At 50.1% G+C, this 16,970-nt stretch carries 15 protein-coding genes, 2 tRNA genes and 1 pseudogene; 8 read left to right on the plus strand and 10 right to left on the minus strand.

What is annotated here, in order from left to right; all coding sequences use genetic code 11:
* Positions 1–9: 9 nt before the first annotated feature.
* Together rsxB and rsxA are read right to left on the minus strand one after the other, a co-directional pair.
* Complete coding sequence (rsxB, locus tag P2G88_RS13760; RefSeq protein WP_275796910.1) at positions 10–564, minus strand: electron transport complex subunit RsxB; 555 nt, start codon at positions 562–564, stop codon at positions 10–12.
* Entirely contained in the window at positions 561–1,145 is a 585-nt protein-coding gene (rsxA, locus tag P2G88_RS13765; RefSeq protein WP_275796912.1) for an electron transport complex subunit RsxA, read from the minus strand. The genes rsxB and rsxA overlap by 4 nt, the downstream gene beginning before the upstream one ends.
* Before the next feature lie 277 nt (positions 1,146–1,422).
* On the opposite strand from rsxA, the gene P2G88_RS13770 reads away from it, so the two are divergent.
* On the plus strand, positions 1,423–1,614 hold the full coding sequence (locus P2G88_RS13770) for a CsbD family protein (protein ID WP_275796914.1): 192 nt from the start codon (positions 1,423–1,425) through the stop codon (positions 1,612–1,614).
* 51 nt (positions 1,615–1,665) lie between these two features.
* A pseudogene (locus tag P2G88_RS13775) lies at positions 1,666–2,582 on the plus strand (mechanosensitive ion channel family protein).
* Between the two features lie 14 nt (positions 2,583–2,596).
* Here P2G88_RS13775 and P2G88_RS13780 read toward each other — a convergent pair.
* Positions 2,597–2,673 (minus strand) — tRNA-Asn (locus P2G88_RS13780).
* A 29-nt stretch (positions 2,674–2,702) separates the two neighbouring features.
* Positions 2,703–2,779 (minus strand) — tRNA-Asn (locus tag P2G88_RS13785).
* Between the two features lie 823 nt (positions 2,780–3,602).
* Here P2G88_RS13785 and P2G88_RS13790 point away from each other — a divergent pair.
* Both P2G88_RS13790 and uvrB read left to right on the plus strand, forming a co-directional pair.
* The gene (locus P2G88_RS13790; protein ID WP_275796916.1) at positions 3,603–4,976 is read left to right on the plus strand and encodes an MATE family efflux transporter; all 1,374 of its coding nucleotides are present in this window, start codon (positions 3,603–3,605) and stop codon (positions 4,974–4,976) included.
* Complete coding sequence (uvrB, locus tag P2G88_RS13795; protein ID WP_275796918.1) at positions 4,973–6,973, plus strand: excinuclease ABC subunit UvrB; 2,001 nt, start codon at positions 4,973–4,975, stop codon at positions 6,971–6,973. Before P2G88_RS13790 ends, uvrB begins: the two co-directional genes overlap by 4 nt.
* Here uvrB and P2G88_RS13800 read toward each other — a convergent pair.
* Entirely contained in the window at positions 6,970–7,737 is a 768-nt protein-coding gene (locus P2G88_RS13800) for a transporter substrate-binding domain-containing protein (protein WP_275796920.1), read from the minus strand. The two genes, uvrB and P2G88_RS13800, sit on opposite strands and share 4 nt — an antisense overlap.
* A gap of 289 nt (positions 7,738–8,026) precedes the next feature.
* Between P2G88_RS13800 and P2G88_RS13805 the strand changes: the two genes are divergently transcribed.
* Positions 8,027–8,941, plus strand: coding sequence for a LysR family transcriptional regulator (locus P2G88_RS13805; RefSeq protein ID WP_275796922.1), 915 nt, complete (start codon positions 8,027–8,029; stop codon positions 8,939–8,941).
* Positions 8,942–8,985: 44 nt separating this feature from the next.
* On the opposite strand, the gene queC is transcribed toward P2G88_RS13805, so the two are convergent.
* Positions 8,986–9,645, minus strand: coding sequence for a 7-cyano-7-deazaguanine synthase QueC (gene queC / locus P2G88_RS13810; RefSeq protein WP_275796924.1), 660 nt, complete (start codon positions 9,643–9,645; stop codon positions 8,986–8,988).
* A 70-nt stretch (positions 9,646–9,715) separates the two neighbouring features.
* Here queC and queE point away from each other — a divergent pair, with 70 nt between their 5' ends.
* Genes queE through P2G88_RS13825 form a run of 3 tightly spaced genes read left to right on the plus strand, consistent with a single transcriptional unit; the run spans position 9,716 to position 11,690 of the window.
* Positions 9,716–10,390, plus strand: a complete 675-nt coding sequence (gene queE, locus P2G88_RS13815; RefSeq protein ID WP_275796927.1) for a 7-carboxy-7-deazaguanine synthase QueE — start codon at positions 9,716–9,718, stop codon at positions 10,388–10,390.
* A 21-nt stretch (positions 10,391–10,411) separates the two neighbouring features.
* Positions 10,412–10,834: a hypothetical protein gene (locus P2G88_RS13820; protein ID WP_275796929.1), complete on the plus strand. Its 423-nt coding sequence runs from the start codon at positions 10,412–10,414 to the stop codon at positions 10,832–10,834.
* On the plus strand, positions 10,824–11,690 hold the full coding sequence (locus tag P2G88_RS13825) for an amino acid ABC transporter substrate-binding protein (protein WP_275796931.1): 867 nt from the start codon (positions 10,824–10,826) through the stop codon (positions 11,688–11,690). Before P2G88_RS13820 ends, P2G88_RS13825 begins: the two co-directional genes overlap by 11 nt.
* A gap of 42 nt (positions 11,691–11,732) precedes the next feature.
* Here the strand turns inward: P2G88_RS13825 and P2G88_RS13830 are convergent, their stop codons facing one another.
* The 4 genes from P2G88_RS13830 to mrdA all read right to left on the minus strand — a co-directional run bounded on the left by P2G88_RS13830 (position 11,733) and on the right by mrdA (position 16,965).
* The gene (locus tag P2G88_RS13830; RefSeq protein WP_275796933.1) at positions 11,733–12,905 is read right to left on the minus strand and encodes a serine hydrolase; all 1,173 of its coding nucleotides are present in this window, start codon (positions 12,903–12,905) and stop codon (positions 11,733–11,735) included.
* A 162-nt stretch (positions 12,906–13,067) separates the two neighbouring features.
* Positions 13,068–13,961 (minus strand): septal ring lytic transglycosylase RlpA family protein, encoded by an 894-nt coding sequence (locus tag P2G88_RS13835; RefSeq protein ID WP_275796935.1) that lies wholly within the window; start codon positions 13,959–13,961, stop codon positions 13,068–13,070.
* A 9-nt stretch (positions 13,962–13,970) separates the two neighbouring features.
* Complete coding sequence (gene rodA, locus P2G88_RS13840) at positions 13,971–15,089, minus strand: rod shape-determining protein RodA (RefSeq protein WP_275796937.1); 1,119 nt, start codon at positions 15,087–15,089, stop codon at positions 13,971–13,973.
* Positions 15,076–16,965, minus strand: a complete 1,890-nt coding sequence (gene mrdA, locus P2G88_RS13845) for a penicillin-binding protein 2 (protein ID WP_275796939.1) — start codon at positions 16,963–16,965, stop codon at positions 15,076–15,078. The genes rodA and mrdA overlap by 14 nt, the downstream gene beginning before the upstream one ends.
* Between the last annotated feature and the right edge of the window lie 5 nt (positions 16,966–16,970).

Consider the following 16,970-nt stretch of genomic DNA (forward strand, 5'->3'; position numbering starts at 1 on the left):
TACTTACCTCTAGTCCAGAACCTTGACCGGGATGGAGCTAAGCTGCCATCGCCAGGAAGACGCGGTTTCCTTGACCGGTACCATGTCGATACAATCCACGGGGCAGGGCTCAACACAAAGATCACAGCCTGTGCACTCATCCGTCAGCACGGTATGCATCTGCTTGGTGGCGCCGACGATGGCATCTACCGGACAGGCCTGGATGCATTTGGTACAACCGATGCACTCATCCTCGCGGATAAATGCAACCTTTTTGACATCCTCGCTGCCGTGTGCGGCATCCAATGGTTTGGCTTCGACGCCCATCAAATCGGCCAGTTTGCGGATAGTGGACTCCCCTCCCGGAGGACATTTATTGATCTCATCCCCTTCGGCAATGGCCTGGGCGTAAGGCCGGCAGCCAGGGTAGCCGCACTGGCCGCACTGGGTTTGCGGTAGGATGGCATCTATCTGATCCACCAGAGGATCCGCTTCTACCTTAAAACGCACCGCGGCAAAGCCTAAAATCATGCCAAACACCAGAGCCAGCAGGCCAATGGCGGCAACTGCATAGAGTATGGTCATGACAGTTTGACCAATCCGGTAAAGCCCATAAAGGCCAGAGACATCAAACCGGCCGTGACCATGGCAATAGATGCGCCTTTGAAAGGCTGCGGCACATCGGCGGCGGCCAAACGTTCACGCATGGCGGCAAACAATACCAACACTAGGGAGAAGCCCACCGCCGCACCAAAACCGTACACCACAGACTGCATAAAGTTGTGCTGCTCACGGATGTTTAGCAAGGCCACACCCAACACCGCACAATTGGTGGTGATCAAGGGCAAGAAGATGCCCAACAACCGATAGAGAGTGGGGCTGGTTTTATGCACAACCATCTCGGTAAATTGCACCACCACAGCGATGACCAGAATAAAACTCAGGGTGCGCAGATAGCCGATATCCAGTGGCTGCAGGATATAGACCTCCACCAGATAGCTACTCAGGGATGCCAGCGTCAGGACGAAGGTAGTGGCCAATGACATGCCGATGGCGGTCTCCAATTTGCTGGAAACCCCCATAAAAGGACACAGGCCCAAAAAATTGACCAACACAAAGTTATTGACCAGTACCGTGCCAATCAGCAGCAGTATGTAATCAGTCATGCACCAGCTAATAATAGCGAAAAGAGTGCCAACATTATCTGATTTTACGCCTGGATTAACAACTTGATATTTATAGGTTTATTCAAGGCATTCGCGGTTACTATTTGCTCTATGGGTAACCCAGAAAACCCCTTTCCTGCACTGACCCTATCAACGCTTGTTGGTGTAACTATATGATTAATTAGAAAAATATTTTCAAAGCCGTAGATCTATACTACTTAATTTACTGTAGTACTTCTGTAGTGAAATTAACCTATTTAATGCAAGGGAGGTCCCAATGAATTTGGATATCGCACAAGGTAAATGGCGTCAGTTAACAGGCAAAGTCAAACAGAAGTGGGCTGAGCTATCGAATGATGAGATAGCTGACATCGAGGGCAAGTTCGAGAATTTCTATGGCACTATGCAGGAAAAGTATGGCATGACCAAGGAAGAGGCTGAGCGTGCTTTTGAGGAATTGTCGCACTAGCCAAAGTAGTCGCCAAACAACGATCTTACTGACAACTGACAGAAGGTTTTTATGGAACTACAGTCCGGGAGCCATTACTGGCAATTAATCATAGACAAATTACATAGCTGGTTGGAAATAGCTATCAAGCATGTGCCCAATGTGTTGGTTGCCCTGTTGATTGCCGTGGCTTTTGCGATCGTCGCCCGCGGCGTGGGCCGAGCGACAGAAGCCCTCCTCAGGCGCTCATTAGAGTCACAGCAGATTGCTGATTTGCTGGCGTCGATAGTTAAAGTGCTCGTGCTTGGTATGGGCCTCTTTATGGCCCTGGATTTTGTCGGACTTCAAGGCACCGTCACGTCGTTACTGGCTGGCGCAGGCATCATCGGATTGGCTCTGGGATTTGCTTTTCAGGATATGACCGAGAACTTGATTGCCGGCATAGTGATGGGCATACGCAAACCCTTCAGTTTGGGGGATGTGATTAAAACTGAGCAAGTATTTGGCAAGGTCACGGCAATCAATCTGCGCAGCACCTTTATTCAGACGTTTTCCGGACAACTACAAATTGTGCCGAATAAAGTACTGTTTCGTAACGTTTTGAGCAACTACAGCCGATTAGGCGAAAGGCGCGTAGAGGTGCCTGTGGGTATTTCTTATGCCGATGATCCCGCTGAGGAGGCTGAGGTGATTGTTAATGCGGTGAAAGCCTGCGAGTTTGTCATTCGTCCACAAGACGTGGCGGTTTACGCAACGGGATTCGGAGAGTCCAGTGTCGATTTGATGCTGTGGTTTTGGATCCGCTACAGCCATGAGAGCGAGTTCGTTGCCGCCAGGCATCACGCCTTACTGGCTATCAACGTAGTCTGGAAGACGCCAATATCCTTATCCCTTTTCCCATTCGTACATTGGACTTTGGGGCAAAAGGTGGCCTGACATTGGATAAGATTCTTAAGGAAAACTCAGGAAAACAACAAAGCGAGAGATAAAACCTGTGAGAAGGTGGCTCCCCCTCCCCGACTCGAACGGGGGACCTGCGGATTAACAGTCCGTCGCTCTAACCAACTGAGCTAAGGGGGAATCGAAAAGTGCGTTGTGCTTCGTGAAGTTGGCTCCCCCTCCCCGACTCGAACGGGGGACCTGCGGATTAACAGTCCGTCGCTCTAACCAACTGAGCTAAGGGGGAGCAGATTTTCACGTTGCAACCTGTTTGCTGATACCCACAGGCTGTTTTTCAACGGAGGCGAAGTTTAATGAGGGGGAGTATGGGTGTCAACAGTCATGATGATTATTTTTGTCGGCATTAATGCGTTCGCTTATTTGCTGGGCAACTGGGGTGTTTTTTGAGCTGCTAAAAACGTCTTTACGCTACTCCAATGCGTGAAGAGTCTTTTGCCGCGCGGGTAGTCAATGGGTAATAATTTAGTGAATAAAAAAAAGATTCCTTATTAGCTTTTCATCTTAAAAAAATCTTGATGCATGTATGGATGGACAGTGTTTAACAATTTTGAAACAAGGCAACCGAACTCGGCAGGTAAGTAGTGACTCACAAAATTTTGTCCACAGATCGGCACAGCAGGCGAGCCCATTGGTCGGATCTGAGTTATCCACTAAAACTGTGGATAACTATGTTGATGAAAAATGCAGAAACGCCGTGAAGATAGGGAATTCGCTGTCAAGTCGTAATCCTTAAAAAAGCCGATTTAAATTAAAATGTTATAAATAACAATGGGATAGATTTTGTTTTGTATGATGAATGGTCATTGTGCTGAAAATTTGTTCCCTGACCAATTTTTTTGTTAGTTATTTTGCGATCATTACCAGGCTGGCTACGGGATCTGCGGATCTTCAAGCAGAAAATCGCTGTAGCATTCAAGCACTTTTTGTCTTCGCTATTGCGGACCTATTAGAAAGGCCGCTATGGATGACCGATTTGAAGCCGCCACCGACATGGTTTTCTGTGCTTCGGTAACTTAAGATATGCCTCTTGCCGATCGCCAGAGTGAAACATGACCCAATCCAGCAAACCTGACCTCATCCATGGCCCCATTGCTCAAACCTTAAGGGCAATGACCGTGCCTATGATTCTCGGAATGGTCATGCTGATGACCTTTGGTTTGGTGGATACATTTTTCGTCAGCTTACTGGGCACGGATCAACTGGCAGCCATCAGTTTTACCTTTCCGGTGACCTTTACCCTGATCAGCCTGAATATCGGTTTGGGTATCGGTACCTCGGCCACCATCGCCCGGTTTTTGGGTGCCGGCAAATCGCATCTGGCCAAGGAGTATGGTACCGGCGCTCTGATGCTGTCTTTCTTGTTAGTCGGTGTGCTGGCGGTAATTGGCTTTTTCACCATAGAGCCGATTTTCCGCCTGATAGGTGCCACAGAAACGGAAATGCCCTACATACGTGATTATATGCAAGTGTGGTACCTGGCAGGGGCGTTGCTGGCAATGCCAATGGTAGGTAATAGCGTACTTAGGGCAAGTGGAGACACCAAAACCCCCAGCATCATTATGGCCTTTGGCGGCCTTATCAATGCCGTGTTAGACCCCTTGCTGATTTTTGGCTGGGGACCTTTCCCGGCGCTGGGGATCCAAGGGGCGGCCATCGCCACGCTTATCGCCTGGGCGGTGGGGTGCACCTATATTATCTACTTGTTGGCGATCAAACGGGGGCTGATCCTGCCGCGGCTACTGACTCTGGCCGAACTGCGCATGACCAGCAAGGATATTCTTAAAATTGGCTTGCCGGCCGCCGGCGCCAATATGCTCACGCCGCTCGCCACCGGTGTGCTGACGGCCATTATTGCCGGCTATGGCTCTGAAGCCGTGGCAGCCTGGGGGGTTGGGGGGCGTTTGGAGTCCATCGCCTGTATCGTCGTATTGGCTTTATCCATGAGCCTGCCGCCTTTTATCAGCCAAAACTATGGTGCCGGCCGATTGGACAGAGTGAAAGACGGCTATTTGATGTGTTTGCGCTTTGTTATGCTCTGGCAGATAGGGATTTTCTTACTGATGTGGTTCGCCTCGCCGCTCATCGCCATGGCCTTTGCCGAAGAGCAAAAAGTGGCTGAGTTGATTCGTTTGTTTCTGATGGTGGTGCCATTAGGTTATGGCTTACAAGGGGTGATCATCCTCACTAATTCCTCCTTTAATGCTATGCACAAGCCCATGAGTGCGCTACTGCTGAGTATCTTGCGTTTGTTTGTGTTCTTAGTCCCTATTTCTTACCTGGGCAGTCAGCTTTATGACTTACCCGGGATGTTCTGGGCTGGTGTGCTGGCCAATCTTTTAACAGCCTGCCTGGCATTTATGTGGTTTCGGCGCTTGTTGCGGGAAGAAGCTGCCGTGCAGATGGCCGAGGGAGTGAGTGGATGAGTCGCGGTTTTGATTTGGTTTCTGCGTTTAAGCCTGCCGGAGACCAGCCAAAGGCTATTAAATCCTTGGTGGAAGGTCTGGAAGACGGTTTGGCGTGTCAGACGCTGCTTGGTGTCACTGGCTCGGGTAAGACATTTACCATGGCCAGTGTGATTGAGAAAGTGCAGCGGCCCACGCTGATTCTGGCCCACAACAAAACCTTGGCTGCCCAACTGTATGGAGAGATGAAAGAATTCTTCCCCAATAACGCGGTGGAATATTTCGTTTCATACTACGACTACTATCAGCCTGAAGCCTATGTGCCCACTACGGACACCTTTATTGAGAAAGATGCCTCCATTAACGATCACATAGAGCAGATGCGCTTGTCTGCCACCAAGGCCTTGATGGAGCGCCGGGATGTGGTGATTGTGTCCAGTGTGTCGGCCATCTACGGTCTTGGCGACCCCGAATCCTACATGAAAATGTTATTGCATCTGCGCCAGGGTGATCTGATGGATCAGCGGGATATCCTGAGGCGTTTGGCGGAGCTGCAATATAGCCGCAACGATGTGAACTTTGAGCGGGGCACTTTCAGGGTGCGTGGTGACGTCATCGATATCTTTCCTGCAGACTCCGACCGCGAAGGGATCCGGGTAGAGCTCTTCGATGAAGAAATCGAGAAGATCAGCTTGTTTGACCCGCTTACCGGCGCTATTGAAAAGTCTGTGGCCAGAGCGACCGTTTTCCCCAAGACCCATTATGTGACGCCCAGAGAGAAAATTCTCGATGCTATCGAAAAGATTAAAGTGGAGTTGGCCGAGCGGCGCGATCAGCTAAAGTCCGTGAACAAATTGATTGAAGAGCAGCGCATTGCCCAGCGCACCCAGTTTGATATCGAAATGATGTTGGAACTCGGCTATTGCTCGGGTATTGAAAACTACTCACGTTACCTGTCGGGGCGCGCACCGGGCGAACCACCGCCGACCTTACTGGATTATTTCCCTGCCGATGGTCTTTTGTTTATCGATGAATCCCATGTCACCGTATCCCAGGTCGGAGCCATGTATAAGGGCGATCGTTCACGTAAGGAAACCTTGGTGGAGTATGGTTTCAGACTGCCCTCGGCACTGGACAACAGGCCACTGAAGTTTGAGGAATTCGAGCAGATTTCGCCGCAAACCATTTATGTTTCGGCGACACCAGGGAAATATGAACTGGAGAAATCCGGCGGTGATATAGTGGAGCAGGTGGTGCGTCCTACCGGCCTTCTCGATCCGGTGTTGGAAGTGCGCCCGGTGGCGACTCAGGTCGATGATCTGCTCTCCGAGATTAAACTAAGAGCGGCCCAGGATGAGCGGGTGCTGGTCACTACCCTGACCAAACGCATGGCTGAGGATCTCAGTGATTATCTGGACGAACATGGTGTAAGAGTGCGTTATTTGCACTCAGACATTGATACCGTTGAGCGTATTGAGATCATCCGGGATCTGCGGATGGGCAAGTTTGATGCACTGGTTGGTATAAACCTGTTGCGTGAAGGCTTGGATATGCCGGAAGTGTCTTTGGTCGCTATTCTGGATGCTGACAAGGAGGGCTTTTTGCGTTCCGATCGTTCACTGATCCAAACCATTGGACGGGCAGCCAGGCATATCAATGGCAGAGCCATTTTGTACGCCGATAAAATCACCGGCTCCATGCAGCGGGCCATGGATGAGACAGAAAGGCGCCGCGAGAAGCAGCAGGCCCATAACCTGGCGAATGGCATCCAGCCGACCAGGCTGTATAAGCCTATCACCGATATTATGGATCTGGGCGAATCTGGTGCGGTGAAGTTAAGAAAAGTGGCCGAAGGCAAGAAAGCTTACTCTGCGCTCAGTGCCGAAAAGTTGCTGCAGGAAATTGGACGCCTGGAAGGCAAGATGTTTGAGCTCGCCAGGAATCTGGAATTCGAACAGGCGGCCGCCCTTCGCGATGAAATAGAAGCCATGCGCCGGCAAATGGTAGCGCTGTCTTAGAAGTACTTAGGATAGCGATTATCTATATGCTGTAATTCGCCCTCAATGACCATTTGCAGATAGGCTTCCTGCAACTTATTGATGAGGGCCTGCGCTACCGATTTTTTGCTGATGCCGAAATACACAGGTTCGCTGTATATTTCCAACGGATGGATATCTATCAGCTGATATGAAGGATCATTGGCCAGCTGATAGGCAAGGTGAGAGGTTTCCATAAAAAAGCCGTCAGCGCGGCCTTTAATCACCATGTCGATGCGGCGCATATCCAGGATCAAGGGCACCAACGCGTCGCTGAGCTCTTTGTTTTGGGCAAGTACTTCTTCCATACCTTGTCCCAAATACGTTCCCCGTTGATGGATCAACACCGCGTCCAGCATCTGCATGTCTTGCCAGGTGGAGACCATGGGCAGAGCACCTTTGCGACTGACCAAGCGTAAAGTCTCGACCCGCTGAGGGCCGATAAAGTGGATATAATCGCGCCGATCATCGATATCGGACAGGTTGAGCATCATATCCAGCTCCCCTTCACGCAGCATCTTCAGGCCTCTCGCCCAAGGCACGTTAATAAAGCGAGCCTCGCAGCCCACTCGTTTTAAGAGAGCTTCGCTGTAATCCACATCCATCCCCTGCCAGCTACTGTCTTCCTGCTGCATGGCTTGTGGCGGAAATTCAAACATACGCACTCTCAGCTCGCAGGCGTTTAGTGCGTTGTGAAAAACACTGAGGAATATTGCCAAGGTAAGCAAAAAGGGGGGAAATGACATCTTCAACTTCATTGCAAGAGGAATATACCTTTCAATCCTGGTACCGGGTAACGTCTACACATCTTGTCTTTGTCAAATCCTGACAAAGTGCACATCTGTCTCAGCATACCCAGGCTTTGCTCTGCTGAACAGCGAAAAGACAAATTTGTTAGGCAAATTCCAGCGCAAATAGGGCCTCAAGTGCTTCATCTCAAAGGAATGACAAAAATTATGCCTTTTTTGTTGTTTGCCAGTAATGATAAAAGGGGTGTAGTATAATTCAGCATACCTATAACAAGATCTGAGACCCATGCTAAACAGACTGCAAGAATCCGACATAAAGCTGCTGCGCGTATTCTACGCCGTGGCATCCTGTAACGGTTTTACTGCTGCGGAGCCGGTACTTCGCATGCAAAGACCCAATATCAGCGCCGCTATTAAAAAGTTGGAAGAGCGTCTGGATTTGGTGCTATGCCATCGCGGTCGCGGCGGGTTTCAGATGACCAAAGAAGGTGAGGTGGTTTTTCAGGAAACCAAGCGCATCTTCAATTCCTTCGATAACTTTGTTTTTAACCTTAAAAGTCTGCACGATGATTTTTCCGGACATATTACCCTGGTGATGATGGCCAATTTGCCCGATGCGCTGATACTGGCAATCAGCAAGGCCGTGAAAAGCACCATGCAGAAGTTTGAGGACATTCATTTCAATATTCAAACCCGCTTGTATAACGAAGTGGAGCATGTGGCGCTGTCTGGTGAATGTCATCTGGTGGTATCCAGCTACGATATGGTCAAGCCGGAGTCCTTGGTATTTCATTCCCTTGGCGTGTCAAACATGGGACGCTTGTATTGTCATGAGTCTCATCCCCTGGCCAAGTATCAGGATGCACTGCCCGAAAAGGTCAGATTAGAGGACTACTCCAGTATCGGCATTACCGGCATGTCTTCAGCCAATTACATCGGCGAAAACCAGCGCATGGCCATTCACACCTTCTCCGATTCCTTTGAGTCCTGTTTGAGTGCGGTCTTAACCGGCAATTATCTGGGACTGTTGCCCGATAATATGGTCGGGGAGAGGGGCAAAGCCCTGGGACTGGTCCCGGTTGGCGGCAAAGAGTTTGAATTCAAACATGAGCTTTTTGCCATCAACGGCAAAAACACCATTCTTAACCCTGTACTGAAACACTGTGTCAGGGAAATCGCCTATTTTGCCCAGCAGGGCTAGATAGCCGCACAGTCCTCCTTTACCTGGGAGGACTGTGATTGTCCTTATACTTCATATTCCAGAGGATCGCTGACACCGTTTATTCTGAAGGCTTCCAGACGCTCGTCGCACGCTCCGCATTTTCCGCAGGCTTTCTCCCTGCCGTTATAACAAGTCCAGGTTTTGCTGTAATCCAGCCCCATCGCCAGGCCATCGGCGAGGATCTCAATTTTACTGTCGTTCAGATAAGGCGTAACAATTTCCACTGGCTCGTAATTAGCAATAGCGCAGACATCATTCATCCTTTTTACAAACTCGGGGCGGCAGTCAGGATAAATAGTGTGATCGCCGGAATGGGCGCCATAGTAAACTTTGTTTGCACCCAGTGAGACCGCATAGCCTACTGCCAGCGACAACAGGATCATATTGCGGTTTGGCACCACGGTACTTTTCATATTGTCTTCGGCGTAGTGGCCCTCTGGCACGTCAATATCATCGGTTAGAGAGGAGCCGGCCAGAATGCCGTTGATGGAACGAATATCGATAACCTTGTGAGAAATGCCCAACTCCTGACATACCTTGGCGGCATAGTCGATTTCCTTACAATGGCGTTGCCCGTAATCGAACGTCAGGGCATACACGTCATGGCCCTGCCGAAATGCCTTGTTTAAAACGGTAAAAGAATCCATACCGCCTGAAAATATCACTACCACCTTTTGTGCCATTTGCTGTGCTTCTTTATAATCGTCGGGTTGTCGATTCTAAAAGAAATTTAGCGCCCAGGAAAATCTGCCCGTGACCGAACTTAAGCTCAACGAAGTATTTGAATCCATTCAAGGTGAGGGCAGCTTTACTGGCGTGCCTTCCATATTTGTCCGTTTGCAGGGCTGTCCAGTGGGCTGTGCCTGGTGCGATACCAAACATACTTGGGAGATTCACCCCGAACTGGAGCAAAGCGCCGAGCAGGTATTGGCGAAAACAGCTGAGTCAGAATGTTGGTTCTCTACCACGCCGGCAGATTTGTTGGCGCTGTTTGGAAAGGAAGGTTACCGCGCCAGGCATGTGGTGCTGACCGGTGGTGAACCGGCCATGTACGATCTTCGCGAACTGACCGCCCTGTTGTTAGAGCATGGTTACTCGGTACAAATTGAAACCAGTGGTACCTTCGATATTCAGGTGTCGCCTGGCACTTGGGTGACTCTATCGCCCAAGGTCAATATGAAAGGGGGGTACGAGGTGTTGGATCAGGCCCTTGCCCGGGCCGATGAAATTAAGCACCCGGTAGCTATGCAAAAGCATATTGAAGAGTTAGATGCATTGCTGGCGCGGCCGGCGACTAATCCGAAGGCACTGATTTATTTACAGCCCATCAGTCAGCAAAAACGGGCTACTGAGTTGGCGGTGCAAACCTGTATTGCACGAAACTGGCGGTTATCTTTACAAACGCATAAGTTTATAGGCATCGAGTAGATATTCTGGAGTGAGCTTTTGATGCAGCAAATGAGGGAGTTCTTTGAGCAGTATGCAACGGCCTATTCCAAAGGCGATGTGGCTGCCATTTGTGCAAAGTATCACGTACCCGTTGTTATTATCAGTGATAAGTCCAAGCAAGTGTACAGCTCAACTGAGCGTTTACAGGAGCATATTCAGGGCTGGATAGACAGGTTAAAAACAGCTGGAATAGAGCAATTTGAAGTCGATGTTCGCCAAGTGATGCCATTATCAGAAAACATTTATTTTACTTCAGTGAAATGGCATTGCAGCGATAGAAGCGGTCAGGAACTGATGGACTGCTTTTGTTCCTACACTGTGCAAAGAACAGAGCTCGGGGACTTGTCATTACTGGTCTGTGTGTTGGATGATGAAGAGCAGAAACTTGATGCACTGATAAACCGGCAAGGTAATGAAAACTAATAAAATAAAATTGGCCTTGGCCTTGGCCTTGCTAACTGCTTTCATGCTGCCTGCCCATGCAGCTATCTGGCAGATATATTATCCCAGACCCTTGACTGCCGAAGATGAGCGTCCCAATTACCCTTTGCGGTTGTTGAGTGAAGCCCTTAATGCTACCGGGGTCAACTATAAGTTAATGCCTTCTGAACGCATCCTGTTGCAAAGCAAGGCATTAAAGCAGTTACAAGCCAATCGCGAAGTGAATGTTGTCTGGAGTATGACCGACAACCAGCGGGAGGCAGACCTTTTGCCTATTCGTATCCCCATTTACAAAGGCCTGGTAGGGGTAAGGTTGTTCTTGATTAAACCAGAGCATGAAAAGTGGTTTCAGGGGATCCGGAGTTTTGAGCAACTAACTGCCTATCGACCGGTTTCAGGACATGACTGGCCAGACACTAAGATCCTGCAAGCCAATGGTTTAGATGCGGTGACAGGGCCTGATTACGAACAATTGTTCCAGATGATGCTCGAAGGAAAGGCTGACTTTTTCCCTCGCTCTGTGGTGGAAATCTGGGATGAGTGGAAAAATCAGGAGCAACTGCAAATTGAGAGTCACTTAGCGCTCTACTATCCAACTGCTACCTATTACTTCGTCAATAAAAACAATGTGGTATTAGCCAATTTAATTCAAAGTGGATTACAGCGCATTCTCGACAATGGCCGCTTTGAAGCGTTGTTTATGGCTGAATATGCGCCCATGCTGGAGCAAGCAAAAATGGCAGAGCGTCGCATTTTTACCCTGGACAATCCGATATTGCCAAAGGATACGCCGGTGGCTGATAAGCGCCTGTGGTTTGATTTGCTGCAGCAAAAATAACAAAAAGCCGGCGCAAGCCGACTTTTTGTGTTCTGGCGGGGATTAACTTTCGCTGCTAAATTGCAATTTAACGTAGTCCACCAAACGCTTAAACAGACCGCCTTCTTCTACTTCCTGCAAGGTCACCAGCGGGTAGGATGCAACGTCTTCACCTTCAAGCTGCAGGTACAAGGTACCGACCACTTCACCTTTGGCTAAAGGTGCTTCCAGCTTTTTATTCAGCTCAAAGTTAGCTTGCAGGTTCTTACGCTGACCTCTTGGGATGGTAATAGGGGTATCACCAATTACGCCCAATTCAACAGTGTCACGATCGCCCATATAAATGGGGTGAGAAACAAAGCTCTCGCCGGCTTTATAGGGCACAACGGTCTCGTAGAAGCGGAAACCGAACTTCAGTAACTTGCGGTTTTCCTCTTTGCGGGTGCGCTCACTGTTAGTGCCCATTACCACCGATACCAAACGCATGTCATCCTGCACTGCAGAGGTGATCAGGCTGTAGCCCGCTTCACTGGTGTGGCCGGTTTTTACGCCATCCACTGCCAGGCTCTTGTCCCACAGCAGGCTGTTTCTGTTGTATTGCTTGATACCGTTGTAGGTAAACTCTTTCTCCGAGTATATTTTGTAGACTTCTTGCGTGTCGTGGATCATGGCGGCAGAGAGCAGTGCCATGTCTCTTGGGGTGGTGTAGTGCTCAGGATCATCCAGACCGTGACTGTTAACGAAATGGCTGCCGGTCATACCGATTTTTTCAGCATAGGCATTCATCAGATTGGCGAAGGCTTCTTCACTTCCTGCAATATGCTCGGCCATGGCCACACAGGCATCGTTGCCAGACTGGATCATGATGCCGCGCATCAGGTCGGATACTTTGACCTGGGTTCCCACTTCCACAAACATTTTAGAGGAGTCAGGAAAGTTCTTGGCCCACGCGTTTTCGGAGATAGACACCATGTCATTCATGGTGATCTTGCCACTCTTTATCTCCTGACCAATCACATAAGCGGTCATGATTTTGGTCAAACTGGCCGGCGCCAGGCGAATGTCTGCATTTGACTCTGCAATCACCTTGCCGGTGGCGTAGTCCATCAGCACGTAACCTTTAGCGGCCACGTCGGGCGCGCTTGGCACCACCACGGCAGCTTGTGTGAAGGTGAAGGAGAAGCAAAATAGAAGGCCGAAGAAGAACTTGCTAAATAGTCTGTTGGAGTGTCGCATTATCCGTCCACTTTAATTGTTATCGATCTCGAAGATGTCCTGTTGGCTGCATTTTTAACCAATTTGCCAGGGTAGGCAGGCAGTTATCAATGCGGCCACGAAAGCGTGAGACAATATATCATTAATTGAAGTTCCTGTGCCCAGGGACAGTGCGAATTTCTTTTAGCCTAAGGGCGCAGGATGGTGCGGAGCATAAAGGGTGTATGCACTGCTATAACCGCTTTTTTTCAACTCTGATAGCAGTTTGTTGGCCTGATGCTCGTCGTTCAGGGGACCGAGGCGCAGGCGGTAGATGCCGTTTTCCATAGGCAGGTGATAGGGAACCCGGTAAAGGCTCTCTAATCCCTTTGCCAATTGTTGCACTTTATTTCTGTCGCTAAGCGCCGCTACCTGAATAAACAAGGCTTTGCCGTTGCTTACCGGTTTGGTTTCGACGAAGGGTTCTGGTGCCGAAATTGCTCCCATCATCACCGACCCGTTTTGCGCGGTGGTGACGGCAGGCGTCACTTGCCCGGCGATATAGGTGGTACCGTCTTGCTCTACATGGATGGCTTCGATACGCACTTTGGCGGTACCTGTTTTCAGCATATCCAGTTTTTTTGCCGCCACGTAGGAGAGGTCGATAATGCGGTTACCGTGGAACGGCCCCCTGTCGTTTACTCTGACGATGGCTTGCTGATTGTTGGCCAGGTTGGTGACTCTGACAAAAGTAGGCAGGGGTAAGGTCTTATGCGCCGCCGTCATGCTGTACATATCATAGGTTTCGCCGTTAGAGGTATGGTAACCATGAAATTTCTGGCCATACCAAGAGGCTTCACCTTCGGCGATGTAGTCCCGGCCATCCTGCATCGGATAGTAACTAATGCCGTAGACCTTATAGGAGTTATGCTTACGCTTTTCCGGCGCAATATAGTGAGGTTTGGCATCATGCAATGATATCTGGCCGGGCAATCGTTCCGGGGCAGAGTCATGTCGCTGGCTATATCGGCCAGAGGGCTCATGGGTGGCACAACCGGCCAAAATCAACAGGGAAAGCGCACAGGCAACTGGTTTCATGATGATTGGCTATTCTCGAGACATCATTCGTTTTTGGGTACTGATTGCCATCAGCATGCCAAATCCGGCCAACAAAGTCACCATGGACGTTCCCCCGTAGCTGACCAAAGGCAAGGGAACGCCAACCACCGGCAGGAGCCCGGACACCATGCCCATGTTCACAAACACATAGACAAAGAAAGTCAGGGTGATACTGCCGGCCAGTAGCTTGCTATAGGCCTCTTGTGCACGCATGGCGATAATCATCCCGCGCAGGATGATAACACAATACAGGCAGAGCAGCAGGCAGATGCCGATCAGACCAAACTCCTCACTAAACACCGCGAAGATAAAATCCGTATGCCGCTCCGGCAAAAATTCCAATTGCGATTGCGTGCCTTGAAGCCAGCCTTTACCCGATACTCCGCCGGAGCCAATAGCAATCTTGGACTGGATAATGTGATATCCGGAGCCCAAAGGATCCGATTCCGGGTTGAGAAAGGTCAGTACCCGTTGCTTTTGATATTCCTGCATCAGGAACATCCACAAGATGGGCACAAATCCTGAAATCAGCAGGGCAGCTGTAGTGATAAGTCGCCAGCTGATGCCGGCAAGGAAAATCACAAATATACCGGAGCTGGCAATCAGCAGTGAGGTCCCCAGATCCGGCTGTTTGGCAATCAGCAAGGTGGGGATCAAAAGCAACAGGAAGCCAACAATGATTTGCCAAATTCTGGGAGGAAGATGATGACGGCTGATATACCAGGCAAGCATCATCGGCACTGTCAGTTTCATGATTTCCGACGGCTGAAAACGCATAAAGCCTAAATCCAGCCAACGTTGTGCCCCTTTACCTATGTCGCCAACCAATAATACTGCAACCAGCATGAGGATCCCTGCGAAGTAGAAGTAGATGGAAACGCGCATAAAAAAAGAGGGCGGCACTTGTGCCAGGGCAAACATCACGCCTAATGCAAGGCCAAGGCGAATCACCTGGCGCAGGATAAGATCCATGTCTTGTCCACCGGCGCTGTAAATCACCACCAATCCGGTGCCCATAAGTATCAATAGGCCCAAAAGCAACCATGGGTCGATATGCAGACGCTGCCAGAGGCTGCGTCTATTAGGTTCGAGTTTACTGCGCAGCATCGTTATTCAGCACCAATTCCGGCTTGGCTCCATCAAAGTAATAGTCCATCACCCGTCGGGCTATGGGGGCCGCTTGTGAACCACCACCGCCGGCGTTTTCCATGGCGACGGTAATCACAATTTCGGGATTATCATAGGGGGCAAAACCGATATACATGGCATTGTCACGTAAGTGCTCCGCCATTTTCGCGGCATCATACTCTTCGTCTTCGGCCATGCTTACGACCTGAGCCGTACCTGTCTTGCCGGCCGATACATAATGGGTTCCTTTAAAGGCTTTATGTCCGGTACCGTGCTCGCGGTTAACTACACCGTACATGGCATCCAGCACGATTTCCCAGTTTTCCGGATTACGCAGTTGTATAGGTGGCAGCTCTTTGGGCTCATTGATAACCAATTCCCCATTCACGTAGCGGCCGCGCATTAGCTGCGGAACAAACCGCCGCCCTCTGTTTACCAATGTCGTCACTGATTTTGCCAGTTGTAACGGGGTCGTAGTCCACAGACCCTGACCAATCCCCACGTTAACAGTGTCACCGGGATACCATGCTTGATTGTATCGGGCCTTCTTCCAACCGCGGCTGGGCAATGTGGCATCGGATTCCTCATACAGGTCGATACCTGTATAGTCACCGAAACCCAGTTCGGACATCATATCGCTAATTTTGTCGATACCGGTGCGAAAAGCCATATCATAAAAGAAGGTATCACAGGACACTTCGATGGCCCGGGTGACATCCACCCAGCCATGGCCCCATTTTTTCCAGTCCCGCCATTTCCGTTCTACGTTTTTAAGCGCATAGGAGCCACTGTCGAACATGCGGGTTTGGGGGGTGATCACCCCTTGCTCCAGACCTAATAAGGCCATGTGTGGCTTCACCGTGGAGGCGGGCGGATACTGCCCTTGAGTGGCGCGGTTGATAAGTGGCCTGTCAGGAGACTGTAATAACGCCCGGTAGTCTTTGCTGCTGATGCCATGGACAAACAGATTGGGGTCGTAGCTGGGGTTGCTGTAAAGGGCCAGCACACCACCGTCACGGGCATCGATGACAATTACCGATCCCCGATATCCTTCCAACTGCTGCCTGACCACTTGCTGTAAGCGCACATCGATATTCAGTACCAGATCTTCACCCGGCACCGGTGGCTTGAAATCCAGGGTACGAATAATGCGTCCCTGGTTGTTCACTTCCACTTCCTGGTAACCCACTTTGCCGTGCAGCAGGGATTCGTGGAATTTCTCTACACCCTGTTTCCCGATGTTATGGGTGGCCGCGTAGTTTTCTTCTTCACCGGCTTCGGTCAGTTTTTGCAGATCTTTCTTATTGATTTTGGCCACATATCCCAGCATATGGGTCAGCACTTCGCCCTGCGGGTAGTGGCGGGTAAGGCGTGCTTCCACCGCCACCCCGGGGAACCGGTGCTGATTCGCTGAGAACAGGGCCACTTCTTGTTCGGACAAACGGGTTCGCAAGGCCACAGGTTTAAAACGGCGCTGGCCTTTGCGTTCATGATGGAAATCTTCGATTTCATCGGCGCTTATGCCCAACAGGGTGGACAGTTCGGCCAAGGTCGCATCCAGGTCCTCCACCTGCTCAGGAATAATTTCCAGACTGAAAGATGGTCGGTTTTCCGCCAGTAGTATCCCGTTTCTGTCGTATATCAGGCCGCGATTGGGGGCTACCGGGAGTACCTTGATGCGGTTGCCGTTGGAGCGGGTTTGATAATCGGTATGACGGGTCACCTGTAAGTAATACAAATTGCTGATCAGCAAAGAAATTAATAATGCGATGCCCACCAGGGTAAAGAAAGTGCGCCGGGCGAAGAGATTGGCTTCGGCCGTATGGTCTCTGATGATGACGCGTTTGCGTGCCATAGCGC

It is taken from the genome of Aliiglaciecola sp. CAU 1673, from assembly GCF_029223185.1.
Taxonomy (GTDB): domain Bacteria; phylum Pseudomonadota; class Gammaproteobacteria; order Enterobacterales; family Alteromonadaceae; genus Bowmanella.

Coding starts and splice junctions, on each gene's coding strand:
- P2G88_RS13820 (WP_275796929.1), top strand. CDS start 10,412: ATGCAGCAAATGAGGGAGTTCTTTGAGCAGTATGCAACGGCCTATTCC.
- P2G88_RS13790 (WP_275796916.1), top strand. CDS start 3,603: ATGACCCAATCCAGCAAACCTGACCTCATCCATGGCCCCATTGCTCAA.
- uvrB (WP_275796918.1), top strand. CDS start 4,973: ATGAGTCGCGGTTTTGATTTGGTTTCTGCGTTTAAGCCTGCCGGAGAC.
- P2G88_RS13770 (WP_275796914.1), top strand. CDS start 1,423: ATGAATTTGGATATCGCACAAGGTAAATGGCGTCAGTTAACAGGCAAA.
- P2G88_RS13835 (WP_275796935.1), bottom strand. CDS start 13,961: ATGAAACCAGTTGCCTGTGCGCTTTCCCTGTTGATTTTGGCCGGTTGT.
- P2G88_RS13825 (WP_275796931.1), top strand. CDS start 10,824: ATGAAAACTAATAAAATAAAATTGGCCTTGGCCTTGGCCTTGCTAACT.
- rsxB (WP_275796910.1), bottom strand. CDS start 564: ATGACCATACTCTATGCAGTTGCCGCCATTGGCCTGCTGGCTCTGGTG.
- P2G88_RS13805 (WP_275796922.1), top strand. CDS start 8,027: ATGCTAAACAGACTGCAAGAATCCGACATAAAGCTGCTGCGCGTATTC.
- rsxA (WP_275796912.1), bottom strand. CDS start 1,145: ATGACTGATTACATACTGCTGCTGATTGGCACGGTACTGGTCAATAAC.
- mrdA (WP_275796939.1), bottom strand. CDS start 16,965: ATGGCACGCAAACGCGTCATCATCAGAGACCATACGGCCGAAGCCAAT.
- queC (WP_275796924.1), bottom strand. CDS start 9,645: ATGGCACAAAAGGTGGTAGTGATATTTTCAGGCGGTATGGATTCTTTT.
- rodA (WP_275796937.1), bottom strand. CDS start 15,089: ATGCTGCGCAGTAAACTCGAACCTAATAGACGCAGCCTCTGGCAGCGT.
- P2G88_RS13830 (WP_275796933.1), bottom strand. CDS start 12,905: ATGCGACACTCCAACAGACTATTTAGCAAGTTCTTCTTCGGCCTTCTA.
- P2G88_RS13800 (WP_275796920.1), bottom strand. CDS start 7,737: ATGTCATTTCCCCCCTTTTTGCTTACCTTGGCAATATTCCTCAGTGTT.